Source organism: Priestia megaterium (assembly GCF_046599315.1).
GTDB lineage: Bacteria > Bacillota > Bacilli > Bacillales > Bacillaceae_H > Priestia > Priestia megaterium_F.
In genome coordinates this window covers 392951-418267 of sequence record NZ_JBKIKC010000001.1, presented here as the reverse complement: position 1 = coordinate 418267, position 25317 = coordinate 392951, and the positions used below count along the sequence as shown (strand labels likewise).

General features: G+C 35.8%; 19 protein-coding genes and 3 pseudogenes. 17 read left to right on the top strand and 5 right to left on the bottom strand.

Annotation, left to right across the window (positions count from 1 at the left end; all coding sequences use genetic code 11):
- Positions 1-46: 46 nt before the first annotated feature.
- The 10 genes and pseudogenes from ACLHDF_RS02385 (at position 47) to ACLHDF_RS02340 (ending at position 11181) form a co-directional block, all read left to right on the top strand.
- Positions 47-478, top strand: a complete 432-nt coding sequence (locus ACLHDF_RS02385) for a hypothetical protein (RefSeq protein WP_413917432.1) — start codon at positions 47-49, stop codon at positions 476-478.
- A gap of 34 nt (positions 479-512) precedes the next feature.
- Positions 513-1073 carry an SMI1/KNR4 family protein gene (locus ACLHDF_RS02380; RefSeq protein ID WP_413917431.1) on the top strand — a complete coding sequence of 187 codons (561 nt, stop codon included), beginning with the start codon at positions 513-515 and terminating at the stop codon, positions 1071-1073.
- Between the two features lie 282 nt (positions 1074-1355).
- A pseudogene (locus ACLHDF_RS02375) lies at positions 1356-1778 on the top strand (hypothetical protein); the annotation flags it as partial.
- A gap of 1238 nt (positions 1779-3016) precedes the next feature.
- Positions 3017-3781, top strand: a complete 765-nt coding sequence (locus ACLHDF_RS02370; protein WP_413917430.1) for an IclR family transcriptional regulator — start codon at positions 3017-3019, stop codon at positions 3779-3781.
- 72 nt (positions 3782-3853) lie between these two features.
- Positions 3854-4747 (top strand): fumarylacetoacetate hydrolase family protein, encoded by an 894-nt coding sequence (locus ACLHDF_RS02365; RefSeq protein WP_413917429.1) that lies wholly within the window; start codon positions 3854-3856, stop codon positions 4745-4747.
- 104 nt (positions 4748-4851) lie between these two features.
- Positions 4852-5223 carry an aldehyde dehydrogenase family protein gene (locus ACLHDF_RS02360; protein WP_413917428.1) on the top strand — a complete coding sequence of 124 codons (372 nt, stop codon included), beginning with the start codon at positions 4852-4854 and terminating at the stop codon, positions 5221-5223.
- On the top strand, positions 5142-6317 hold the full coding sequence (locus ACLHDF_RS02355) for an aldehyde dehydrogenase family protein (RefSeq protein ID WP_413917427.1): 1176 nt from the start codon (positions 5142-5144) through the stop codon (positions 6315-6317). The genes ACLHDF_RS02360 and ACLHDF_RS02355 overlap by 82 nt, the downstream gene beginning before the upstream one ends.
- 175 nt (positions 6318-6492) lie before the next feature.
- The gene (locus ACLHDF_RS02350) at positions 6493-7422 is read left to right on the top strand and encodes a dihydrodipicolinate synthase family protein (RefSeq protein WP_413917426.1); all 930 of its coding nucleotides are present in this window, start codon (positions 6493-6495) and stop codon (positions 7420-7422) included.
- 111 nt (positions 7423-7533) lie between these two features.
- Complete coding sequence (locus ACLHDF_RS02345; protein WP_413917425.1) at positions 7534-9516, top strand: YjhG/YagF family D-xylonate dehydratase; 1983 nt, start codon at positions 7534-7536, stop codon at positions 9514-9516.
- A gap of 192 nt (positions 9517-9708) precedes the next feature.
- Complete coding sequence (locus tag ACLHDF_RS02340; RefSeq protein ID WP_413918248.1) at positions 9709-11181, top strand: GntP family permease; 1473 nt, start codon at positions 9709-9711, stop codon at positions 11179-11181.
- Positions 11182-11516: 335 nt separating this feature from the next.
- On the opposite strand, the gene ACLHDF_RS02335 is transcribed toward ACLHDF_RS02340, so the two are convergent.
- Positions 11517-11759, bottom strand: a complete 243-nt coding sequence (locus ACLHDF_RS02335; protein WP_413917424.1) for a hypothetical protein — start codon at positions 11757-11759, stop codon at positions 11517-11519.
- A gap of 127 nt (positions 11760-11886) precedes the next feature.
- Here ACLHDF_RS02335 and ACLHDF_RS02330 point away from each other — a divergent pair.
- From ACLHDF_RS02330 to ACLHDF_RS02300, 7 genes and pseudogenes are all read left to right on the top strand, one after another.
- Positions 11887-12503, top strand: a pseudogene (locus ACLHDF_RS02330) (damage repair protein); the annotation flags it as partial.
- A 232-nt stretch (positions 12504-12735) separates the two neighbouring features.
- Positions 12736-14031, top strand: a complete 1296-nt coding sequence (locus tag ACLHDF_RS02325; RefSeq protein ID WP_413917423.1) for a hypothetical protein — start codon at positions 12736-12738, stop codon at positions 14029-14031.
- Between the two features lie 56 nt (positions 14032-14087).
- Complete coding sequence (locus ACLHDF_RS02320; RefSeq protein WP_413917422.1) at positions 14088-15710, top strand: amidohydrolase; 1623 nt, start codon at positions 14088-14090, stop codon at positions 15708-15710.
- Positions 15711-16060: 350 nt separating this feature from the next.
- Positions 16061-16258: a DUF3311 domain-containing protein gene (locus ACLHDF_RS02315; RefSeq protein ID WP_413917421.1), complete on the top strand. Its 198-nt coding sequence runs from the start codon at positions 16061-16063 to the stop codon at positions 16256-16258.
- Positions 16258-17736: a sodium:solute symporter family protein gene (locus ACLHDF_RS02310; protein ID WP_413917420.1), complete on the top strand. Its 1479-nt coding sequence runs from the start codon at positions 16258-16260 to the stop codon at positions 17734-17736. The genes ACLHDF_RS02315 and ACLHDF_RS02310 overlap by 1 nt, the downstream gene beginning before the upstream one ends.
- 37 nt (positions 17737-17773) lie before the next feature.
- The gene (locus tag ACLHDF_RS02305; RefSeq protein WP_413917419.1) at positions 17774-18985 is read left to right on the top strand and encodes an amidohydrolase; all 1212 of its coding nucleotides are present in this window, start codon (positions 17774-17776) and stop codon (positions 18983-18985) included.
- Between the two features lie 24 nt (positions 18986-19009).
- Positions 19010-20155, top strand: coding sequence for a M42 family metallopeptidase (locus tag ACLHDF_RS02300; RefSeq protein ID WP_413917418.1), 1146 nt, complete (start codon positions 19010-19012; stop codon positions 20153-20155).
- Positions 20156-20451: 296 nt separating this feature from the next.
- Here the strand turns inward: ACLHDF_RS02300 and ACLHDF_RS02295 are convergent.
- From ACLHDF_RS02295 to ACLHDF_RS02280, 4 genes and pseudogenes are all read right to left on the bottom strand, one after another.
- Positions 20452-20640, bottom strand: a pseudogene (locus ACLHDF_RS02295) (hypothetical protein); the annotation flags it as partial.
- A 174-nt stretch (positions 20641-20814) separates the two neighbouring features.
- A complete protein-coding gene (locus tag ACLHDF_RS02290) occupies positions 20815-23013 on the bottom strand; it encodes an MMPL family transporter (protein ID WP_413917417.1) in 2199 nt (732 codons plus the stop codon).
- A 188-nt stretch (positions 23014-23201) separates the two neighbouring features.
- The gene (locus ACLHDF_RS02285) at positions 23202-23855 is read right to left on the bottom strand and encodes a response regulator (protein WP_413917416.1); all 654 of its coding nucleotides are present in this window, start codon (positions 23853-23855) and stop codon (positions 23202-23204) included.
- 2 nt (positions 23856-23857) lie between these two features.
- Positions 23858-25078 carry a sensor histidine kinase gene (locus ACLHDF_RS02280; RefSeq protein WP_413917415.1) on the bottom strand — a complete coding sequence of 407 codons (1221 nt, stop codon included), beginning with the start codon at positions 25076-25078 and terminating at the stop codon, positions 23858-23860.
- Positions 25079-25317 lie beyond the last annotated feature (239 nt).

Sequence of the window (25317 nt, the reverse complement as noted above, 5' to 3'; positions counted from 1 at the left end):
AGTAATAAGGTAAGTAAAGAATAGCTAAAAATAAAGGAGATACTTCATGTCTGAGTATAGAGTTAAATTAAGGAAAGTATGGGAAGATGAAACCCTACTTGAATTAAATATGGTTGTCACTTCTCCCCATTGCAAAGTAAATATTCATTTTTACACCACAATTGAAGATTGTAAAGAGTTGAAAGATAATCTAACTTTATTTTTAAACTTAAAACGAAAAGAGTATCAATGGATTCAAGGGGAAGATAATGAAAGTGCTGCTCACTATGTACAAGTTAGATCCTTTCATTTTAACAATCAAGGACATATCGGAGTCGAGTTTGTACTTGACAATAAGCTAGATATTCCAGATAGAACACGCATGAATTTTTATCTTATTACTGAATTAAGTCAAATTGATGATTTTGTATATAAACTAGAAGGATTAATTGAGGGGATTACAAATAATCTAGAAAGTATATCCGAAGTAAGAGTATGAAGTTTATGAACATTAGATTGAAGGAGGTGAAGTTTTGAAAAAAGAATTTTATCAGGGAGATAGTTTTTGGAGCGACGATAGTGAATATAAGTGTATAGATTATCCGATAAATGATGAAATCATAAAGCAAGCTGAAGTTATTTTAGGTGTTAAGTTACCTAGTTCATTATTGGATTTAATGAAAATAAGAAATGGTGGGGGATTAAACTACCCATACTTTATGTTACCTGATGGAGATGCAGAAAGTATTCCTTATGGAGGAAGAGCAAGCATTGATGCAATTGACCCTATACATTTTGAAAATGATGATATAAGTATCTTATCTTCCAAAGAACTATTAGAAGAAGTCAAACTCACCGGTGAATTTGTGGTTTTGTGGACGGATTTTCATTATTGGGTCGTGTTGGATTATCGTAATAAATCACAAGATCCTACTGTTATGTATATCGCAGAAAACTATTCAGCTTCAACATACGATACTACAGAATGGGAGTATATCAAAATAGCAGACACTTTCGATGATTTTCTAAAGCAATTATTTCGTGTACCCCCATTAGAGCCAAAACAATTAAAAAGTAGTTATAGTCGCAAATAATGATTAAGCTAAACCAGCTTTTTAGAAATTACATTTTTTTACTATAATGCTATTTTCATCGGTTAAAATATATATTGTTTAACCTCTACAGGATATAATGCAGTTTATTGTTTACTTTTGATGTAATTCATGGAGGGAATTTTGTATAAATTAAAGTGCATTCCATTTTTTGTATTTATTATTTTATTACTACAAGGTTATGAAGATTCGTTAAATAAGAAAAGTAGTCGTGAACAGAAAAAAACTATCTCAATAGAAGACACAGAGAAAGAGGAAGAGGCCATGACAACCGTTTATGATAAAGCTAAATGGCATTATGAAGGGGATTTCCCAAATAACTTGAGTGAAAAGCAGGCGTTCGTTCATACAGGAATGTATCTCGGTTGGATTATTGAAGAAAACTTATATAGCAAAGAATTTAAAGAAGAAGCTGCGCAGGAGATTATAAAGTTTAAACAAAAGAACATGACCGGAACTGAAGTATACATGGAATGGGATGGCGTCTTTGCCAGCGATATGCTGAATGCCGAAGGAAGGGCCTTTACAAAAGATTACTTTGATTTCGATAAAGGAACTTATTTAGATGATTATGAAGCTATATTTCCTCATATAGAATCCCTTTATGAGCTAGAAGATACGTGGAATAATTATGAGGCTATTAAAACAAAGATTACTAGGCGTTTTGATACTTGGAAGCATACAAAAGAAGAAAATAAAAGTGATAAGTTATTTACGGTTGATTCATATATTGGTTTATTAAAGAAGATACTTGAGCAAAATGAAGATAAGTTAATTAACAATATCAAAGAAGTACATACTTTTCATTATTATACAGGCATTGATTTACTGGATTTTGAAATCTTTATCCAGCCATTTGATTTGTCTATTATGATGTTTTCTATGGACAATGAAGCGAACGAAGTTTTCTATGAAGGGAACGATTGTGCCATTTTTTCAGGAAGTTATGAGTTACTTGAAGAATTTGAATACTATGAGCTAGCCGATGAGCATTTAGAGGAGTTTTGGGCTTTTTATGAACAAAATGAAGAAGAAATATCTGCAGCTGAGAAAGAGTTGATTACAAACTGGTTTATTTCTTGTTGGAATAAAGCTGGTGATCATGGAATAAAGCTGCCTGTTTATCTAGATTATTATGATGATATAGAATCTTTTGATTTAAATGAAAACAAATGGATCGATAGTGAAGAAAAATGGTCTAATGAAAATAGTAACTAAAATTAATATAAAAAAGAAGCCACTGCAATAGTTTGGCTTCTTTTTTATATTAATAATTATATTACATGAATGGAAATTATATCGTTCGTAAAAGCATACATATATGGACTTTTCTTTTGTATAGAAACTCTATCATTTTTATTGTTTGTTTAAGTTTAAAAACAAATTACGAACGTCTTATTAAATCAACATACTTTTGCGAACGTTTTTAACATAATAAAAGGAGGAGAAACAAAAAATGAATATTAAAACGAACAGAAGTTGATATAAAACATCTATTTACTTATAAGCGTATTTTATGAACATGAAGATAGTCGAGACATCCACTTTATGAAGCTGTGCAAAGTAGTATCGACAATTAACCATATTGACGAGCTCATCTTGTTCCACTTCACTTTGCTTTCCTTCTTTTATGTATGATGTGGTATTTCCAACAACCGCCCTTTTTTAGGTATATCAAAAACCTCTGTTTATGATACATAGATTTTGATATAAGTTTTAAAACAAAAATGCGGTGTAATTGAGTTCAAAATACTGAATTATAGTTATTCCTCAAAAACCATCATTCGTAATGTAATACTTGACATTTGACTCAATGAAAAAAAGCGGTTGACTTTTCAGAATAATTAGTATTATAGTTATATTATAAAATTGTTTGTAATAATAAAAACGAGTTTTATAATATAAAACAAAAAGGGTGAAACTTCATGCCTATTATTCAATCAGTAGATCGCGCCCTTCGTATTCTAGACTTATTTGATGAACATACAACAGAACTAAAAATAACAGATATAAGTGATCAGATGGGTCTTCATAAAAGTACTGTTCATTCATTGTTGAAAACGCTTCAACAACGTGGCTATATTAACCAAAACCTTGAGAATGGAAAGTATGGACTAGGGATGAAACTTTTTGAAAGAGGAAACTATGTTATTCAGTCTTTAGACATTAGGCAATTAGCCAAAAAATATCTGATAGACTTATCAGAAAAAACGGGACAAACTACACATTTAGTCATCTTAGATGGTAAAGAAGGAACGTACATTGATAAAGTTGAAGGTCCTATGGCTGTTATTCTGTATTCTCGAATAGGAAAAAGAATCCCACTTCACTGCTCTGCAGTGGGAAAAGCTTTGATAGCTTTTAAAGAAAAAGATGAAATAGAAACAATTCTAGCTGGGTATACGTATACCCAGCAAACCGAATTCACTATTACAAACAAAATTCAATTTTTGGGGGAACTTGAAAAAGTTAAAAGTCAGGGATATGCAGTTGATAACCAAGAAAATGAACCAGGTGTCCGTTGTATTGCAGCACCTATTCGAAACCACGAAAATAAAGTTATTGCTGCTATAAGTCTTTCTACGCTTATAGCAGGAGTAGATGACATTGAGTTAGGGATTTTTATTCAACAATTGAAGCAAGCAGCTTCCGAATTATCAGAGCAGATGGGACATGGGATACCGATTTAATGGAGGGTCCCTTCCCTTTTGTCTATATTAGAAAACTAAGTTTTATATTATAAAACAAATGGAGGTTTTTATATGCGTATTATTCGATATTTAAGTGAAGATTTAAAGCCTGTTTTGGCAGCCCTTACATCAGAGGAAACAGTTTACCCTCTTGAGCAGGAAGGGTTTATGGAACTAATCCACCAAGCGAACGCACAAAACATCTCTCCTCTTTCTTTTGTTCAAAATATGATTTCTAAGTCAAAGCCTATCCCACAATCTATTGAGGAACTTTCATTACTTGTACCTATTGTCGCTCAAGAAGTATGGGCTTCCGGAGTTACTTACGAACGGAGCCGCTATGCCCGAAACTATGAAGCTACAGATGGAAAATTAGACGCTACCACATTTTACGACAAAGTATATGACGCAGAACGTCCAGAAATTTTCTTTAAATCTACAGCTGCTCGCACAGTTGGACCTAATCAGGAAGTTTATATTCGTAGTGACTCTAAATGGCAAATTCCTGAACCAGAACTAGGGTTGATTATTAGTCAGGAAGGCGAAATCCTAGGTTATACAATTGGAAATGACATGAGCTGCCGTGATATTGAGGGAGAAAATCCTCTTTATCTACCACAGGCAAAAATATGGAAGCACTCTTGTTCTATTGGACCGGCTATTCTTCTCACCGAATCCGTAGAAGATCCATATGATTTTGATATCATATGTCGTATTTATCGCCATGGAAACCTTGTAGTAGAGGGAACAGCTAGTACGCGTCAATTAAAAAGAAAATTTGAAGAATTGGTTGCGTTCTTAATTCGTGATAATGAAATTTTCGATGGCACCGTATTATTAACTGGCACATGCATTGTACCACCAAATGACTTTACATTAGTAGAAGGCGATCAGATTGAAATTGAAATTCCTAGTATTGGTATATTAAAAAACAGTGTAATGTTACCCAATAGAATTTCAGTCTAATTAAATGAATTCAAACTTAATTATTAAACTACTTTTCTGGTTTTAAATATCAGAAATTTATGAATTGAGTAACTTTTAAATTGGATAATATGGAGGGAAATACAATGAGTATAACAACAGAAGAAAAAATGTATTTAAATTATATTGATGGCGAATGGGTACCTGGTTCTGTTGAGAAAGTTGATATCAGCATTAATCCTGCCAGTCGGCATGAAGTAGTTGGGTATGTACAACATTCTGGAAAAGAAGATTTAGATAGGGCTGTCATTTCTGCTAAAAAAGCTCAGGTTGCTTGGCGTAAACTGTCCGGGGTTACTCGTGGTGAATATTTGTATAAAGTAGCAAATATGCTTGAGCAGCGCCTAGATGAAATAGCAAAGACAATGACCCGGAGATGGGAAAAACATTTCCAGAAGCAAAAGGTGAAACAGCAAGAGGAGTTGCAATTCTACGCTACTATGCAGGAGAAGGGCTAAGGAAAGTTGGGGATGTCCTACCTTCAACAGATTCTGAAGCTTTTATGTACACAACTCGTGCTCCTCTTGGGGTAGTGGGTGTTATTACACCTTGGAATTTCCCAGTAGCTATTCCTATTTGGAAGATTGCTCCTGCTCTTATTTATGGAAATACTGTTATTTTGAAGCCAGCTCGAGAAGCAGCAGTTACTGCTGCAAAAGTTATGGAATGTTTTGCAGAGGCAGGTTTGCCAAGGGGTGTGGTGAATATGGTAACGGGTTCTGGTTCTGTTATCGGACAAGGTATTATTGATCATCCAGATATTAATGGAATTACATTTACAGGGTCTGATGCAGTCGGTAAACAAGTTGGTTTAGGCGCACTAAAACGTGGTGCAAAATATCAATTAGAGATGGGTGGAAAAAATCCAGTTATCGTTGCTAACGATGCCGATATTGAACAAGCGGTAGAGGCAACTATTAGTGGAGGATTGCGTTCCACTGGACAAAAATGTACAGCTACAAGTCGTGTAATTATACAAAATGAAATTTATGATGAGTTTAAAGAAAAGCTGATTGAACAAGTGAAAGAAATAAAAGTTGGAAATGGCCTTGAAAAAGATGTTTGGATGGGGCCTTGTGCAAGTGAGGACCAGCTTAACACGGTACTTGCCTACGTGGAAAAAGGTATCGAAGAAGGGGCTTCGTTAATTTATGGTGGTAAACGCCTAGATGAAGGGAATTTAGCGGCTGGTTTTTATGTGGAGCCTACTATATTTGAAAATGTAACTAGTGAAATGACTATCGCTCAAGAGGAAATTTTTGGTCCAGTACTTGCCCTTATTAAAGTTGAAACGTTAGAAGAAGCATTAAGCGTTGCGAATGATGTAAAGTTTGGGCTTAGTGCTTCCATTTTTACTAAATCAATTGGGCGCATGCTTTCATTCGTAAATGAGATGGATGCTGGTCTTGTGCGCATTAATGCAGAATCTGCTGGAGTAGAATTACAAGCACCATTTGGTGGAATGAAACAATCTAGCTCTCACTCTCGTGAACAAGGCCAAGCTGCAATCGAATTTTTCACTTCCATTAAGACCGTATTCGTGAAACCATAACTTTATTTTTAAATTATTTTAAGAAATTTTATAACCTATCATTTTATCATTTCTCCTTATTAGAATAGCTCTTAATAGATAAGAATTGCCTAGTAAGGAGAAATGCTTTAGTGATGTCCCAGTATCTAAATCTTACGTATTTCTAATTCATCGTTTATAGAAAGGAGCAGTCATAATGAATACCTTAACAAAATTTCATGGGGTTATTCCTCCCGTATCCACCATAATAGATGCAAATGAATGCTTAGATGAAAAAGGAATGAAAAATTTAATTGACTTTCTAATTGAGTCTAAAGTAAATGGGCTGTTTTTTTTAGGGTCGGGCGGAGAATTTAGTCAAATGTCGACTTCTTTAAGGAAGAAAGTGGCGGAATTTGCAGTTGAGTATGTAAATGGACGTCTGCCAGTTTTAATTGGCACTGGTACTCCAAGCACAAAAGAGAGTATCTCACTAAGTATGCATGCAAAAGAAATAGGGGCGGATGGAATCGTAGTCATTAACCCATATTATTGGCCGTTATCCGAGGAAAATCTCTTTCAGCATTTTGCTCAAATTGCTGAAAAAGTAGATATGCCCACCCTTTTATATAATTTTCCAGCATTAACAGGCCAAGATTTATCGCCGGAATTTGTTCTTAAATTAGTCGAATCTTATCCTAATATTGTAGGCATTAAAGAAACTGTTGATGCAGTCGCTCATACAAGGGAAATGATTTTAACTGTAAAGGCTACCCATCCTGATTTCGCGGTTTTCTCAGGATACGATGATCATTTTTTAAACACGTTATCTCTTGGTGGAGATGGTTCCATTCCTGGCACTGCAAATTTTGCACCAGAGCTTTCTATAAATATTTATCAATCTTTTATGGAAAAAGATTATGCTCGCGCAATTGAAGCACATCGTCTATTATCAGGTTTGTTATCTTTATATCAAATAGATAAGCCTTTTGTAAGTGTAATTAAAGAAGCTCTTTCTTTAAGGGGGATAAAAATTTCTACAAACATGATAGCTCCAGCTCGCGAACTTAGTGAAGGAAAAAAGGAACAAGTAAAACAAATACTAGGTCAGGTATTAGGGACAGAAAAAATTTTTATAAATTATTAACGCAAGATGATTTTTTCGAGGAACCTATATTCTCCAATTAATAGAGGATGGTATGAGCAGCATAAAAATATATCTTTTTTAATAAAAAATCTTATTAACGGAGGAATACATATGTCATTGCAATCCATATTTGGCGAAGAGGATGTATCTCTTTATAAAATTCAAACTCATTCGAAGGGAGCAGATGGTTCACTCCCACTTACACCCGAAATGTTGCTAGATTCACCAAGTGGTGACCTCTTTGGATTATCCCAAAATGTTGGTATGGGCTGGGCACCTTCAAACCTACTGGGAAAGCAAGTTCTAATTCTCGGTACTCAAGGTGGAATCAGGAATCATGATGGTACTCCAATTGCATTAGGCTATCATACTGGGCATTGGGAAATAGGTTTATTAATGAAGGCATCAGCCCAAGAGATTAGCAGACAAGGTGGAGTGCCCTTCGCAGGGTTCGTAAGCGATCCATGTGATGGGCGCTCCCAAGGAACTGCTGGTATGTTTGATTCCCTTCCTTTTCGAAATGACGCGGCTATAGTTTATCGAAGATTAATTCGCTCATTGCCTACTCGCAGGGCAATTATTGGAGTAGCTACATGTGATAAAGGTCTTCCAGCAATGATGGTAGCTCTGGCATCAATGCATGACTTGCCAACTATCATTGTCCCTGGAGGTGTTACTCTTCCACCTACAAATGGAGAAGATGCAGGAAAGATTCAAACAATTGGGGCAAGATACGCAAACAACGAAATTACTTTGCAAGAAGCTGCTGATCTTGGATGTCGTGCTTGTGCTACACCGGGAGGAGGATGCCAATTTCTTGGGACAGCTGGTACTTCTCAAGTTGTTGCGGAAGCTATTGGAATGGCTTTACCACACTCAGCACTATCACCTTCAGGTCAGTCAGTATGGATGGAAATGGCCAAGCAATCAGCACGTGCGGCTTTAGAAATGGAGAAGAAAAAGATTTCCACCAAAGATATTATTACAGATAAGGCTATAGAGAATGCTATGGTCATTCATGCAGCTTTCGGGGGTTCAACAAATTTATTACTTCATATTCCAGCAATTGCTCATGCAGCTAATTGTAAGATACCTACCGTTGAAGATTGGACTAGAATCAATAAAAAGGTTCCTCGTTTAGTCGATGTACTACCAAATGGTCCTGTAGGTCATACAACTGTTAAGGTATTCTTAGCAGGTGGAGTGCCGGAGGTAATGCTTCATTTGAGAAAATTAGGTGTCTTGCACGAAGATGTACTAACAGTTACTGGAGAAACTCTTGGTTCAAACCTAGATTGGTGGGAAAAATCAGAAAGACGTGCAATGATGAAAAAACAATTGTTACAAGCTGATGGAATCAATCCTGATGATATTATCATGGATCCAGCCAAAGCAAAAGAAAAAGGTCTAACTTCCACAGTTACATTCCCGAAAGGAAATATTGCCCCTGAAGGGTCAGTAATTAAATCAACTTCTATTGACCCATCCGTGGTAGGGGAAGATGGAGTATATCGACATATAGGAAAAGCAAAGGTCTTTACTTCAGAAAAATCAGCCATAAAATCTATTAAAACAGGAGGCATAGAAGCAGGAGATATAATGGTAGTTATGGGCGGTGGTCCTTCAGGAACCGGAATGGAGGAAACATATCAATTAACATCGGCATTAAAACATTTATCTTTTGGAAAACATGTCTCCTTAATTACAGACGCGCGTTTCTCTGGTGTTTCTACTGGTGCATGTATCGGACATATTGGACCTGAGGCATTAGCTGGGGGACCAATCGGAAAATTACGTGATGGAGACATAATTGAAATTATTATTGACCGTAATCAATTAGTCGGTTCAGTTAATTTTGTTGGAACTGAGAATACAAGACTTTCTTTAGAAAAAGCAACTAAAGTCTTGCAAGAACGTGACCTTCATCCAGAACTAAAACCGGATCCGGGTCTCCCAGATGATACTCGTTTGTGGGCTGCGCTTCAATCGGTTAGTGGAGGAACGTGGCGTGGAAATATCTATGATACAGATCGAATTATTGAGGTTCTAAAAGCAGGGGTAGAAGCATTAGGCAAAGAAAAAACACTAGTCTAGAATTAACCTATTAATATATTAATTTAAAAAATATTTAAGGTCTTAATTGAAAGCGTTTACTAAAGGGCGTTTTTTCAAACAATCGTACTTTATGACTAGTAAACAAAATAGAATAAGCGTCCTAGAGTTACTTACTAATTAAAATATAGGGTTAGTGTTTCAGTAAGTGGAGCAAGTGAAAATATTTTAATTATTTTTTGGAGGTATATCATGCCATTATTTATAGTAGCGATTGGGATTATCTTGTTGCTAATTTTGATTACTGGATTTAAATTAAATACATTTGTTTCATTAATAATTGTATCTTTTATTGTATCTTTAGCACTTGGAATGCCTATGGAAAAGGTTGTCACATCAATTGAAGCTGGATTAGGAGGTACACTTGGTCATATAGCTTTAATATTTGGACTTGGTGCAATGCTTGGTAGATTAATTGCTGATGCAGGGGGAGCTCAGCGTATCGCCATGACTCTAATTAACAAATTTGGAGAAAAGAGAATTCAGTGGGCCGTTGTAGTTGCTTCGTTTATTGTAGGTATAGCATTATTTTTTGAAGTAGGATTAGTTTTATTAATCCCAATTGTATTTTCGATTGCGAAGGAATTAAGAGCCTCTATCTTGCACTTAGGTATTCCTATGGCTGCAGCTTTATTAGCAACTCATAGCTTCCTTCCCCCACACCCAGGACCAACAGTAATAGCTGGTGAGTATGGTGCAGACATTGGATTAGTTTTACTCTACGGTATTATTGTTGCAATTCCAACCGTCATTATAGCAGGTCCTCTATATACTAAGATTGCTAAAAAAATTGTACCTAATGCATTCAAGAAAACGGGCAATATAGCTTCTTTAGGTGAACAAAAAACATTCAAACTTAAAGAAACACCAGGTTTCGGTATAAGTGTATTAACTGCAATGTTCCCTGTTTTATTAATGTCTATATCTACAATTCTTGATATGATTCAAAAATCAGTAGGGTTTGAAGGTAATACAATAATTGAAATAGTTCGTCTTATAGGAAACCCTTCATCCGCAATGTTAATATCTTTAATTCTTGCATTTTATACAATGGGAATAGCAAGAAATACTCCTATAAAAGAAGTCATGAACTCTTGTACGTCATCAATTGCTGCAATTGGTATGATGCTATTAATTATTGGAGGTGGGGGTGCCTTCAAGCAAGTACTAATTGATGGTGGTGTAGGGGATTATGTAGCAGAATTGTTTAAAGGAACTTCAATGTCACCTATCATACTTGCTTGGGTAGTTGCTGCATTATTACGTATTTCTTTAGGATCGGCCACAGTTGCAGCTATATCCACTGCAGGATTAGTTATTCCAATGCTGTCTCAATACGATGCTAATTTAGCCCTAGTAACTCTTGCAACGGGAGCAGGAAGCTCAATTTGCTCACATGTTAATGATGCAGGGTTTTGGATGATTAAAGAATATTTTGGATTAAGTATGAAGGAAACATTTTCAACCTGGACAATACTTTCAACTATTACTTCCGTAGCAGGATTAGGGTTTATTTTATTATTAGATACATCCCTAATTATCTCGATAATATTAATAATTTCCATTAGCATAATAGCAATGTATTTCAGTATTTTTAACCAGCCTTTCAAGCAATCTAAGGATAAAAGTGACATTTTGGATGTATAAAGGTATAAGGTTTTAAAAAACAAATAGTGATTTCATATTTTTTGAAGATAAGGAGTTAAAAAGGCAGCCATATATTTGGCTGCCTTTCTAGTAAAATTGAACAACTGCAATTACATTTTATTATCTCTTACGACTAGTTGCATTTGAAATATATCTGATTCTGCATTGCCTCACTTTTTCAACTCTTCTTGAAAGCTCATTCCCTCTTTAATTTTTATTTCTTTCTTCATACCATTTCTTAATGTAGATCCTCATGTAATTCATTCGTCATTTCTCCCTAAAATATAAAAGCTATGTTATAAATCCTTTTTTATCAAGTAGCACCTTAATTGATCTTATCTTTTTCTTTTGAATCCAAAACTCACCATATAAGCTATTACTGACGAAATAACAGCGGCAATACTAATCTTTACGTAAGAAAACTCTAAAGCCCAAGGACCGTATTTGTCTGTATTTAAACGATACATAGACCACCACTGTCCACTTTCGCCTTTAGAAAATGAAACGATAACCCATAGAATAGCTAAAAACAAAAACCATGAAAAAAAGATAATATAGTTAGTCATTTTTTTATCCATTGGTCACCCCTCCGTCTCATAATTCATATGTATTGTCCTTCTCTCTTATTTATAGTAACAATAATCGGGAAAACTTTAGAGTTTTTATTGAATTGAGAACATTCGTTCTTATATAATGTAAGAACAAATGTTCTTTGCTTCAGTTTCCTGTGTCATACGAGGGTTAGATCCGTTGAAAACAAAGCTTGCAGTCGTAGGAGATATCAAACGGTTGGAATCTGTTGTGTTGGCTGCCACACCTTTATTAAAGAAAGAAGGGATCAAAACAGGAAGTCGTCTTTTCGACATTCCTAAAAGGAAAGATATCCATGTAGTGAATCCATCCATGGAGAGATATATCAAGGCTTCGAACTATATTTCGAGTTTGGTGTTACAGTATGTGGCTCCTGAAGATTTTCATGCGTATAGCATTGATGAGTTGTTTATTGATGCGACAACTTCTTTGCATTTATTCGCTGAAACACCAGAAGAATTAGCTCATAAAATCATTAATGAGATTTATCGCAAAACACGGCTGACAGTTACCGCAGGAATCGGCCCTAATCTCTTACTAGCTAAGGTTAGCTTAGAACATGAGACCAAGAATAGCCCAACAAGGGTTGCGTATTGGCGATATGAGGATATTCCCTTTAAGTTATGGTCAATTCATCCAATGAAGGAGTTCTGGGGGGCTCGTCAGCTACAGAAAGACGCTTAAACCATTTAGGCATCTATACCATAAAAGAACTCGCTCTTTCTTCTAAGTCTTTTTCATGTCTTTATTAAGATAGCTCAATTAAATTTTTAAACTGTAAAATACATAATATTCATAAAATTTTGTTTATTTTTAATTTTGTTTGTGAGAAAATATAACAAACTCCTTTTCTAATTAATGAAATTCAGGGAGTATACTTCTTAAGCCACTTTTTTTATTCTATTTACATTATTAGTCTGTTTAATTACAGACATATTAAAGACATAAGATTGGAGTTGAAAAATGAAACTTAAAATTGCAATCGTGGGACCTGAAGCATTAGTTCATGATATTTGTAGTGTAATCAATGAATTTGATGAAGTGGACCCTCTTCCAATGATTTACGATTCAGAACAACAATCTTCATACTTATTAGCAGAACCCGCAGAATTTATTGATTCGTATATCTTCAGTGGACCAGCACCCTTTTATTTATCCATGGAAAGCCTACCTCCTGAGAGCAATTCCCTTTATATTCCTTTCGAGGGTGCAGACATTTACCGTGTATTACTTCGTATTTATGAACATTATCATTTTTTTCCTGTAATTGGATTTGATACTTTAAATCCTCAACATTTATTTGAAGTATATAAAGAAATTGAAGTTCCTCATATTCCATTTTTCATTAAAAGCATGGAAGGTTACTGGGATAGTGAAGAATTGTTTAACTATCATTTAGATTTGTGGAAAGAAAAAAAAGTTCAAGTTATTGCTACTGCCCTATATTCAGTGTATAAACGTTTGAAACTTCTTAATATACCGGTGTTTCTAATAAAGCATACAAAACAGACAATACGTGACACAGTTGGTAAAACGGTTCTTGCTGGATTAAAGCAAAAAAAGGCAAATGCTCAAATTACGGTACTTCAATTTCAAATAGATGAACCGAGTGATAGTTCAGACGGAACGAGCAAGGAACTTACAGAAATAAAAGAAAGAATACTTGAGTATGGAAATAGACTCTTTTCTAGCTCCAATGTTTTAAGTAGAAATAAAATCACCCTTTATACTACAAGGGGAGCACTTGAAAAAGTAACAAAACAAGGAAAAGATTTAACCATTTTAAACGAAATTTCTTCTATCTATTCCTGTAGGTTAAGTCTTGGAATTGGAATGGGGTATTCTGGAGAAAGCGCAAATTCCAATGCCGAAAAAGCTCTGTTATATGCTAATGAGAAAGGAGAAAGTTGTGGATTTTTAATTGATGACGAGAAAAGAATACATGGTCCATTAGGGACCAATCGATCTATTGAATATTCACTTGTTCATATTGAGAAAGGAAGCAGTAACTCTTTAACTTTACGAAAATTTTATGCATGGATATCTATGATGAAAAAGGAAAGGGTGACAGCTAAAGAAGTAAGCATTGGAATGAATGCAAGTGACCGTCATGCATCAAGAATTTTAAAAACACTCTATGATAAAGGAATTGCAAAGATATGCGGGAAAGAATCGATGAACCAGAAGGGAAGACCCCGTCCTATCTATGAAATTAATTTAATCAAGTTAGCAGAGGAGATATATGAGAGAAGTCCTTAAAGTTAAAAGAGTTAGACAAATAGAGATTTATAAAATAATAGAGGAGTGAGCAATTGATGGAAGCTAATTTAGTGTTCTGGAATGGTCAAGTGATCACAGTAGATCAAGAGCTTTCAATTGTTGAAGCTGTTGCAGTTAAGGATAATAAAATTCTAGCTGTAGGAAACAATGCGGAAATTAAAGCATTTGTGGGTGATCAAACACAGATAATTGATTTAAAGGGGAAGAGTTTACTTCCAGGATTTATTGACTCACATATACATTTAACTTTATATGGAACTAATAAGCTAGGGGTAAGTTGTAAAGAGTCACATATTCACTCTATTAATGATGTACTCGCTGATTTGGGGAGGAAGGCTAAGCAGACACCAAAAGGTGAATGGGTCCGAGCTTGGGGGTTCAATGAGACAGTGATAGATGAAAAGCGTTTCCCATCCCGACACGAACTGGATCAAATCTCTATTGAGCACCCAATTATGATTATACGTACCTGTGCTCATATTTCTGTAGTGAACAGCAAGGCTCTTGAGTTAGCAGGAATTAATGATACAACACCAGATCCAGAGGGAGGGAAAATTGTTCGTGATGTAAGAGGGAAGGTTACTGGGGTTTTAATGGAAACTGCCCATATGAATATGTTTGAGAAAGCAAAATACTCTGATGAGGAACTAAGAAAAGGGATGTCCCTAGCATCAAAGGATTTTATTTCAGCAGGCATCACTAGTATCCATGATGCAGGTGGATATGGGCCTAACAATCTTCGTATTATGCAGGAAGCTGTTCGCTCAAAAGATGTAAAGCTTCGAGTATATGCCATAGTTGGAGCTTTAAATAATTCTGAAGACTTTGTAAAAAAAATGACGCAAGCAGGCATTATAACAGGATTAGGAGACGAAAAGTTCCGAATTGGACCAGCTAAGGTATTTACTGATGGGAGTAGCAGTGGACCAACAATTGCAACTAGGCAATCATATACAAGCGATCCGAATAATTATGGAATTCTTTATTTTAGTCAAGAAGAATTAAACCACATTCTTGGTGAGGCTCATCGTAAGGGATTTCAGATTACAGCTCATGCTCAGGGGGATCGTGCAATTGAGTTAATGCTTAATTGTATTGAAGAGGCTCTTCGACAACATCCGAGGGATGACCATAGACATCGGATTGAACATGCTGGAATTACCCCACCAGACTTGTTAAAGCATATGAAGAAACTTGGAGTTATTCCGATTCCTAACCCTTCTTTCTTTTATGAATTTGGCGATGGATATATCAAGAATTATGGGGAAAGAGTTCATCATATGTTTCCAGTGCGTAGCTTTATTGATGAAGGAGTAATCGCTGCGGGAGGGTCAGATAGTCCTGTTACTACTCATAACCCACTAATGGGTATTCATGCCGGTGTCAACCGCGAAAGCAGATCTGGTCATGGAGTCGGTACTAACCAACGGATTAGCGTGATGGAAGCTATTAAACTCTATACATGGAATGGTGCATATGCAAGTTTTGAAGAGGATATCAAGGGTAGCATTGAAATTGGGAAGCTAGCCGATTTTGTTATACTAAGTGACTCGATTCTAGATGTATCCTCCAAAAACATTAAGGATATTCAGGTAGATATGACTGTTATTGATGGAGAAATTGTATATCAACAAGAAAAGAAAGAGATTTTATCTTAGATTATAAGAATATAAAAACTATTCATGTAATTTAAAAGATGAAGGCTATGAGAATCAATAAAAAACGTCTAAAAAGACATTTTGAGTAATTGAGTCGAATTGGAAAGATCGGAAAGACAAGTGTATGTCGCCCAGTATGATCAGCAATAGAAAAACAAGCATTTGAGGTTGTTGCAGAATTTTAGTTATAGGCACTGAGGTGCTATATGGAACGATATTGAAAATGATGAAAGACCAAAATAGGGAGTTAATTAAAGGAATAGTTTTTAGTTTTACTCAATTACGTTGTCTTCTCCCTCACAGTATCTAAAATAATAGATTTAAGAGCCGCATTTTTAAGGAGGATTTCTATGAAACTAATTCATGTTCTTTCTTTACTTCCATTCATAGGTATTTTAGGATTTTTACCATTTGTTAATAAAGTAACTCCCTTTATCTTAGGAATGCCTTTTTTTCTCTTTTGGATTGTCATGTGGGTTGTTCTTACTTCTTTTATCATGGCAATAGTATATAAAATGGATCCTGCAAATGAAGGAGGAGATGAGTAATGAATGCCGCGTTATTTGTTATTTTTAGTTTCTTAATTTTAGCTATTTATCTAGGTATTCGTGCTACAAGAGGTAAAAATATGGATCTTGAACAATGGAGTGTTGGCGGTCGAGGATTCGGTACTATCTTTGTTTTCTTTTTGATGGCGGGAGAAATTTATACAACTTTCACCTTTCTGGGAGGCAGCGCCTGGGCATACGGAAAAGGAGGGCCAGCGTTTTATATTTTAGCTTACATTTCATTGTCTTATGTACTTGGCTATTGGATAGCTCCAAAAATCTGGAAGTATGCAAAAGAAAATAAATTAATGTCACAGCCTGATTTCTTTGCTACAAAATATAAAAGTCCATTTTTAGGAATCGTGGTTTCATGTGCTGGAGTACTTGCTATAGTACCGTACATCATTCTTCAATTTAAGGGATTGGGGATTATTGTATCAGAGGCTTCCTATGGAGCAATTTCTCCAACTGTCGCTATTTGGATTGGAGCAATATCGTTAACTGTCTATTTAATGATATCAGGTATACATGGGTCTGCTTGGACAGCAATAGTAAAGGATATTATGATATTTGTCATCGTTCTTTTCTTAGGAATTTATATGCCATTTCATTATTATGGTGGGTTACAGCCGATGTTTGAAGCAGTGCATCAAGCTAAACCAGATTTTCTTACTCTACCTAAAACGGGCCTTAGCATCTCTTGGTTTATTTCTACCGTTTTGTTAACCGTATTTGGATTCTATATGTGGCCGCATACCTTCAACGCAACATATTCCGCGCAAAATGAAAGAGTGTTTCGAAGAAATTCCATTATTAGTCCAATCTATACCTTAATGTTGCTATTCGTCTTCTTTGTTGGATTTACAGCTATTTTACAAGTTCCTGGTCTAACAGGGGCAAATGAAGATCTTTCTTTACTCCGACTCTCAATTAAAACGTTTGATCCATGGATGGTAGGATTTATTGGAGCAGCAGGATTGCTAACAGCACTTGTTCCTGGTTCAATGCTTTTAATGGCGGCTTCTACATCGTTATCTAAAAATGTGTATGGAGTCTTAGTACCTTCAGCTACTAATGAACAAATCTCGAAATCAGCTAAATTCTTAGTACCTGTCATAGCACTTATTTCCGTCTATTTCACACTTAATGGAGGAAATACAATCGTTACTCTATTATTAATGGGTTATAGCATTGTAACTCAATTATTTCCTGCTTTTATCTTTAGTTTAATGAAAAATAATTTTGTAACAAAATATGGAGCTTGCACAGGTATAGTTCTTGGTATTGTAACAGTTATGTATATCACAATTAGTGAAACTACAGTTGGGACTCTATTTCCTGCATTACCAGAAGTAGTGAAAGATTTAAATGTTGGTATCATTGCATTAATTGTAAATATTCTCTCGCTTGTAATTGTTAGTTTGTTTACGAGAAATTCCTCTATGGTTTCAAAAGTAGAAAAATCGCATTCTGCCTAATTGGAAATAAAGTGGCAAGGAAAAGGAGTGTTTTACGATGATTGAAAATTTGTTTCAAAAATTAGAAGAATTATATCCCAAACTAGTGGGATTTCGCCGAGACCTTCATATGTATCCAGAGCTTTCCTTTCATGAAAACGAGACACCCCAAAAAATTGCTGGATTTTTAATGAGCTTAGGAATCGATGTAAAAACAGGAGTCGGAGGCAGAGGAGTAGTAGGTACTCTAAAAGGAGGAAAGCCAGGAAAAACAGTAGCTTTTCGAGCAGACTTCGATGCTTTGCCCATTCAAGATCAAAAACATGTGGATTATAAGTCTCGTATTCCTGGTGTAATGCATGCTTGTGGCCATGATATCCATACAGCAGCTTTGCTTGGTGTGGCAAAAGTGTTAAGTGAAGTAAAAGATGAACTCGAAGGAAATGTTGTATTTATTCATCAATTTGCAGAAGAAGTTATCCCGGGAGGTGCTAAGCCAATGATTGAAGATGGGTGTCTTCAAGGAGTGGATGTGATTTACGGGGCTCATGTGGCTTCTCATCTTCCATTAGGCACAGTAGGCGTGAACGAAGGGTACCTGATGGCAGCTGGTGATAAATTTGAAATCGATATTATTGGAAAGGGAGGCCACGGGGCTACTCCAGAATTAACGATAGATGCCGTCATAGTTGGTAGTCAACTTACTTTAAATCTCCAACAAATCGTAAGTAGACGCGTTGATCCACTCAAACCGGCTGTTCTCACAGTTGGTTCACTTAATAGTGGTGATGCCTATAATGTAATTGCAAATACAGCAAAAATTAGAGGAACAGTTCGAACATTTGATGAGGATGTACAGGATTTAATTGAGAAAGCAATTCAGCAAATCACAAAGTCAACCTGCGAAGGTGCTGGGGCTACTGGGGTCTGCACTTACGAAAGAGGATATCCTGCTGTGTGGAATCATCCAAAGGAAACCAAAAGAGTTGAAGTATCTGCTAAAAAGATAGTAGGAGAGGAGAATGTAACAAAAGAGGTATTACAGATGGGCATGGAAGACTTTGCTTACTACTTAAAAGAAGTACCTGGCTCTTTCTTTTGGGTAGGTGGAAGAAATCCAGACATAGAAGCAATTTATCCTCATCATCATCCAAAATTCGATGTAGATGAACGATCAATGTTACTTATTGGAAAATTATTTATTGCAACGTTTTTAAATGAAGTTGCAACTAAAACGATAAAACAGACTTCCGAAGAAAGTCATGTGTAAGTAATTAAAAAGGAGGAAGAGTAAATGAAGCATACTATGGGCAAAGAGATGGAGGCGTCATCAGAAGAAAAGCAGATAGCAAAAGAAAATATAAAGAATTCTCTAAGAGATTTAACAGGACTAGTTGGTGTATCTGGCTCAGAACAAGATGTTGTAAAATATCTAAGAAACAGTCTGTTACCTTATGCTGATGAAGTAAACATTGATGCTTATGGAAATGTTATTGCTATTAAAAATGGACGTACATCAGGGCCAAAATTAATGATTTCCAGCCATTCCGATGAAGTGGGTTTCTGTGTTAAAAATATTTTGCAAGATGGTTTTATTATGTTCGATAAAATAGGGGGAGTTTCTGACCAGTTGTTATTAGGGAGGAAAGTGTGGGTAACTAGAAACAAGCTACCGGGCATCATCGGAATTAAAGCAGGCCATATGCAAACCCCTGAAGAGAGCACTCAGGTTAAAACAATCCGTGAATGCTATATTGATGTGGGGGCCTCATCCAGAGAAGATGTAGAACGGATGGGCATCAAGATTGGCGATCCGATTGTTTTTCAGAGTGATTTTATGGAAATGGATAATAAAGATTTAGTATGTACAAAATCTGTGGACAACCGCATACACTGTGCTATTTTAATTGAACTATTTAAAGAATTAAAAAGTATGGATTTTTCAGGAACTTTATTTGGAGTTATTACCGTTCAGGAAGAAGTTGGACTTCGAGGTGCTATGATGGTGGCAAATGCAATTGAACCGGATTATGCGATCGTGTTAGACACCATTCCAGCTGGTGATACACCTGACATTCAAACAGAAAAGGCCTTGCCGGTATATTTGGGTAAAGGACCAGTGTGTCCGATAGCAGATGGTGTCAGAGGCAACATGAATTTTCAATACATTCATCCTAAAGTAAGGGAAATAATTGAAGAGCAGGCCTTAGTAGCCAGTGTCCCTTTACAAGTCCTTACACTCATTGGGGACGGATATACGACTGACGCAGCAAGCTTGAGCTCATCAAACAAAGGTATACCAGTAGGCATTCTATCAACGCCTCGCAGATACTCACATTCACCTGTAGAGTTAGTTAATCTTAATGATGCAGAAGGTGTATTAAGAATTGTAAAGGGGATTGTGTCTCAGAACGGTAAGAAGAATTTGAGCTTTATCTAATTTACAGAAGATAAGATTACGATCAAACCTTATTTTCATTCCCTTTAAGTAAGAAACAGATAGAAATATGGGCCCTTTTTCTACAAGGTGTGTAATGGGTAAATAATTTCTAATTCAATATATTAATCATTACTTATAAAACAGTAGATAATAATTGTTTTTTAAATATATGTATATAAAATAATAGTTTATTGTCAGAGGGGAGGCCCTTATGAGATTGCAAGGGCCTTTTTACTGTTCAATCTCTGTAATATCCATTATGTTAACTGGGAATATATAGGAGAGACTTTGATAACTTAACAAAGTACCTCAATTGGAAATCCTCCAAGTGCCTCTACATAAAATGTATACTTATGTAATTGTTTTGAAGGTTCGACATTGAACCCATCTTCTTTTAACCTTTGATTAATTTTATTTACCTGCTCTTCATTGTCTTGGGGGAATCCAATATGGAAGATCTTTGGACAATTAACTTCGCCCCCCTTTCCTGAGTTAAATTGGTTCCTATAATCAAACTTATGTAAACTCGAAAAAAATCCTGTATCTAAGGAGATACAGGATTTTTCCCATACTGTTTAGGATTTTATTCGTTTGCCCTTGTGAGGCTCTTTCGTTACGTATATCGGTTCATAACCAAAGTGCCTTGTGTAAGATACGAGTTAATATTTTCGAACTTTTTTATTGATAGTATCTTCTATATTGTTCATAAGTGATTCACCCTCAACATCGATAGTCGGTAAGGCTTTATCTAGCCATTTAGGTAAATACCATGCAGATTTTCCTAAAAGCGTCATAACTGCAGGCACAAGTGTCATTCTCACCACGAATGCATCGAATAATACACCAAAAGCCATTGATAACCCTGTCGCTTTTATCGTTGAATCTTCTGCAAAAATAAAGCTAGCAAAAACAGAAATCATAATTAAACCAGCTGCCGTTACTACTGGACCACTATGTTTCAGGCTCGAAAGAATGGATTTTTTTGCGTCTCTCAGATGGGTATAATCTTCACGCATGCGACTCACAAGAAATACTTCATAGTCCATAGCTAAACCAAATAAAATCCCTGTCGTTAAAACTGGCATGAAGTTTAATAACGGACCAGCTTCAGGAATACCAAAGAAATCGATGAAATGACCATCTTGTAATACAAAAACAGAAAATCCTAAAGTAGCGATTAAAGTCATTAGAAACCCTAATACAGCTTTGATAGGTACAAGAATAGAACGGAAGACAACCAAAAGTAATAATAAAGCAAAAATAACAATTAAAGCCGCAAATTGAGGTAAGGCGTCTGAAAGTTTATCAGAGATATCAATGTTGACAGCTGTAGATCCTGTAACCATTAATTTGACTTTTTCGTCTTTGGTTACGCTTTTTGCTTTTTCTCGAATAGTAGTCACTAAATCTTTTGTTTTAGAGTCATTAGGTCCCGTTTTGGGTAAAACAGTTATCATTGCAAATTTGCCAGATTGATTTGGAGTAGGGGGAGATATACTAGATACATTTGGCAAGTCACTTAGCTCTTTTGCCACCTTTGTAAAGGATACTCGTGTATCTGGACTTTTAGATCCATCTAGTACAACGACAAGAGGTCCATTTATTCCGTCCCCAAAGCCTTCTGCCATTAAATCGTACGCACGTCTTTCAATAGTTTCTTTTGATTTCATTCCGTTATCAGGTAAACCTAGTTCCATATGAAGAACTGGAGAACTAATAATACCCATAACAATTAAACATACTAGAACGATTTGTACAGGATAACGAATAACAAAACGTCCCCATATATTTGAGTCCTTGTTTTTCTTAATTACAAGAGACTTTTTAAAATCCACTCGTTTTTTTCGTTTAGGATTGAGGCGATGGCCAACCATTCCTAATAGAGCAGGAACCAATGTAATGGAGACTAACAAGACAATTAACACCGTAAAAGCTGCAGATAACCCCATTGATGTTAAGAATGGAATACCTACCACAGATAAGCCACACAGAGCAACAATAACGGTTAGTCCAGCAAACACAACTGCACTACCGGCAGTCGCAGTTGCACGGGCAATGGACTCTCTTACATCAAGCCCCTGTGCTAACTGTTGGCGATGCCTTGAGATAATAAATAGTGCATAGTCAATCCCAACTGCTAAACCAATCATACTTGCAAGTGATAAACTTGTGGCTTGGACAGAGAAGAAATTCGAACTGATTAGAATTCCCATAGCACCGATACCTAGGCCTATAATAGCCGTAATAATTGGTAATCCTGCTGCAAGGAAAGATGCAAAGGTAAAAACTAAAATACCAAAGGCGATAACGATACCTACTAGTTCAGATGTACCACCAATTTTCACGTGTGAGAAAGCAACTGTACCGCCTATCTCCGTTTGAACACCACTTTTCTTAGCTAATTTTGCGATACCTTTTATCTTGTTTTTTGAAGCATCTGTTACTTTATCTGCGCTTACCTTATACGTAATCGTTGCATAACCAATCTCCTTGTTATTACTGATTGTTCCTGTTTGGTAAGGACTTGCGATAGATTCAACGGCTTTGTCGTTAAGAACAAGCTTTAAGGTATCTTGTACTCTTTTATGCGTTGAAGGTGATTCTAGGGTCTGCCCTTTGGGTGCTTTAAAGATAAGTTTGATTTGCCCACCACTATCATCACTATGAGGGAACTCCTTATTTAAAACGTCCATTGCTTTTTCTGCTTTTGTTCCAGGAATCGACATATCATCATTAAATGTTATGCCCATAGTTCCTACTCCTATTGCTGCGACTATTAGAATAGCTATCCATCCAAAAACGACTTGGCGGCGTTTTCGAGAAGCCCATTCACCTAATTTGTAAAGATACTTTGCCATATAATCTCCCTTCATTCTTCAATTCAATATAGTAAAACGTGATGTATACAACCTCATTTCTTAAAACAAAAGGAGGTTTTTGTGAATACTTTTGTATTCTAATAAAAAATTAAGCAAAAAAAATCGTACATAAGGGCAACCTCCCTATGTACGTTTGGGCAAATTTCTATGTGCTTTTCTAATTTTAGTTAACGATGAAGGATTCCTTGGTCAATTGCAACTGCTACAGCCTCTGATCTTGAAGCCACTCCCAGCTTTGTATAAATGTTTGTCAGATGGGCTTTAACAGTTCGTTCCGAAATTCCCATCTCCAAGGCAATTTTTTTACTTGTTGCTCCATTTGCTACAATTTGCAATATACTTACTTCTCTTTCTGTAAGAATGGACTCCTTAACAGTTGAAGAAGGTGATAAATTAAGTTGCTTTTCTTTATAAGCAAATATTCTTGATGTGATTTCTGGCTGTAAAAGAGTTTCTCCTCTGATGGCAGATTCAATCGTTCTAAATAAATTTTCACGGCTTGTATCTTTTAATAAGTATCCCTTTGCTCCTAAGCTTAAGCCTCGAATCATTAATTCATCCTCATTGTATGTCGTGAGAATAATAATAGGGATAGTTGATTGTTGCTCTTTTAACCTTTCAATAGCTTCAAGACCGCTCATTCTTGGCATATTTAAGTCCATCAAGATCACATCAGGTTGTAATTCCTTGATAAGATCAAGTGCCACAGCTCCGTCTTCTGCCTCTGCAACTACTTCATAGGTATCACTAGTTTCCAAAATTAACTTTAAGCCTTCCCTCACAACAAAATGATCATCTACAATCAAAACCTTATATTTCACATTTATTCTCCTTTTTGTATCGGCACTTCTATCTGAATTATAGTTCCTTCTTGAGTTTTACTTTGAACATTTATGGTTCCTTTAAGGAGACGAACACGTTCTTGCATACCAATTAATCCATAATGACCTACTTGCTTACCGATTTTCTCCGAATCAAACCCAATCCCATCATCTTTTATCTCTAGATATAAGATACTGTTCATTTTTTCTTTAACCGTTATCCATGCATGTTGAGCTTGAGAATGACGTGCAATATTTGTTAGCCCCTCACTTATAATGTGTTTGGCATGTTCTACAAACATGGGAGACAAAGGCATAATAGCGTCTGCCGTTAGTACACAGTTTATCCCCGTTGTTGACCTGAAACGCTGAACCTCTTTCTCCACACTTTCTATAAATCCTATTTCCTCACCTGATTGTGTACGTAAGTCATCTATTGCACTACGGGCATCGGCTAATGCCATACGTGCTCTTTCCATTGCCTGTTGGACAATCTCTTGGCTTCTTTTAACATTTTCATTACTCAAATGTGCATTAATCGCTTCAAGTTGCATAATGAGACCTGCTAATCCTTGAGCTAATGTATCATGTAAATCACGCGCCATTCGTTGACGTTCATTCGTAAGAGTCAGCTGCTCAACTTTTTGATGCGCAAGCTCTAGTTCATGAAGAGATGTTTGGATACGAACTCTAGCCTGTACTTGCCTAAAAAACATAACAGCATATCCTACTATACTTATTATGAGAGGAATCATGATTATTAAATAGATAACTAATAAATGCAAATGCCCCATTAGAATAGTAGCAAGGCACATTAAAAGGATACAGAATAAGGAAACCATTACTACTTTACTTATTTGATAATAAATTCCTACGCTTTGTCCTATCAAAAGTGAATATAGTCCAATGAGTGTTGGTTGAAAACCATCGGGCATTATAAGACCGCAAAGAAAGGCTAAACCTCCTTGAACAAGGATGTAAATCCATGGCCTAAACATTTTAAAAACATTAATAAATGAATTTAATACAAAATATAGAGAAAAAAGAAACGTAAATAACAAGCTATTTAACAACAGGGGATGATCTAATGTTTGAAGTATCATCGTAGCTGAGTATGTTAATAGCAACCATGTAAAGATGGGTAGTCTACCTGCAAGCGATTGTTCTGAATCATAAGGGATTTTAGATACGGGTGGTGTATGTAAAGAGTCCATTTTTCCCATTACTTAACCTCCTTTTCAGTTGTTTAAAATTAGGGTTTTCTTTTGATATATACATTTACACTTATCTAATAGTAAATGCCAATTAATTTTAATGCAATTTTGTATTACAAAACTTCTATACTGACCAATCAAAAGTTGTTATCGAAGAAAGGGAGATTGAAGAAATTATTTTTTCATCAAGAAGATAGCAATAATCGGGAAAACTTTAGAGTTTTTATTGAATAAAGAACGTTTGTTCT

Excerpts from the sequence above, each read along its gene's own strand:
- ACLHDF_RS02310 (WP_413917420.1), top strand. The coding sequence starts at position 16,258 with ATGAATGCCGCGTTATTTGTTATTTTTAGTTTCTTAATTTTAGCTATT.
- ACLHDF_RS02320 (WP_413917422.1), top strand. The coding sequence starts at position 14,088 with ATGGAAGCTAATTTAGTGTTCTGGAATGGTCAAGTGATCACAGTAGAT.
- ACLHDF_RS02335 (WP_413917424.1), bottom strand. The coding sequence starts at position 11,759 with ATGGATAAAAAAATGACTAACTATATTATCTTTTTTTCATGGTTTTTG.
- ACLHDF_RS02350 (WP_413917426.1), top strand. The coding sequence starts at position 6,493 with ATGAATACCTTAACAAAATTTCATGGGGTTATTCCTCCCGTATCCACC.
- ACLHDF_RS02385 (WP_413917432.1), top strand. The coding sequence starts at position 47 with ATGTCTGAGTATAGAGTTAAATTAAGGAAAGTATGGGAAGATGAAACC.
- ACLHDF_RS02355 (WP_413917427.1), top strand. The coding sequence starts at position 5,142 with ATGGGAAAAACATTTCCAGAAGCAAAAGGTGAAACAGCAAGAGGAGTT.
- ACLHDF_RS02365 (WP_413917429.1), top strand. The coding sequence starts at position 3,854 with ATGCGTATTATTCGATATTTAAGTGAAGATTTAAAGCCTGTTTTGGCA.
- ACLHDF_RS02280 (WP_413917415.1), bottom strand. The coding sequence starts at position 25,078 with ATGGGAAAAATGGACTCTTTACATACACCACCCGTATCTAAAATCCCT.
- ACLHDF_RS02290 (WP_413917417.1), bottom strand. The coding sequence starts at position 23,013 with ATGGCAAAGTATCTTTACAAATTAGGTGAATGGGCTTCTCGAAAACGC.
- ACLHDF_RS02370 (WP_413917430.1), top strand. The coding sequence starts at position 3,017 with ATGCCTATTATTCAATCAGTAGATCGCGCCCTTCGTATTCTAGACTTA.
- ACLHDF_RS02305 (WP_413917419.1), top strand. The coding sequence starts at position 17,774 with ATGATTGAAAATTTGTTTCAAAAATTAGAAGAATTATATCCCAAACTA.
- ACLHDF_RS02345 (WP_413917425.1), top strand. The coding sequence starts at position 7,534 with ATGTCATTGCAATCCATATTTGGCGAAGAGGATGTATCTCTTTATAAA.
- ACLHDF_RS02360 (WP_413917428.1), top strand. The coding sequence starts at position 4,852 with ATGAGTATAACAACAGAAGAAAAAATGTATTTAAATTATATTGATGGC.
- ACLHDF_RS02300 (WP_413917418.1), top strand. The coding sequence starts at position 19,010 with ATGAAGCATACTATGGGCAAAGAGATGGAGGCGTCATCAGAAGAAAAG.
- ACLHDF_RS02315 (WP_413917421.1), top strand. The coding sequence starts at position 16,061 with ATGAAACTAATTCATGTTCTTTCTTTACTTCCATTCATAGGTATTTTA.
- ACLHDF_RS02325 (WP_413917423.1), top strand. The coding sequence starts at position 12,736 with ATGAAACTTAAAATTGCAATCGTGGGACCTGAAGCATTAGTTCATGAT.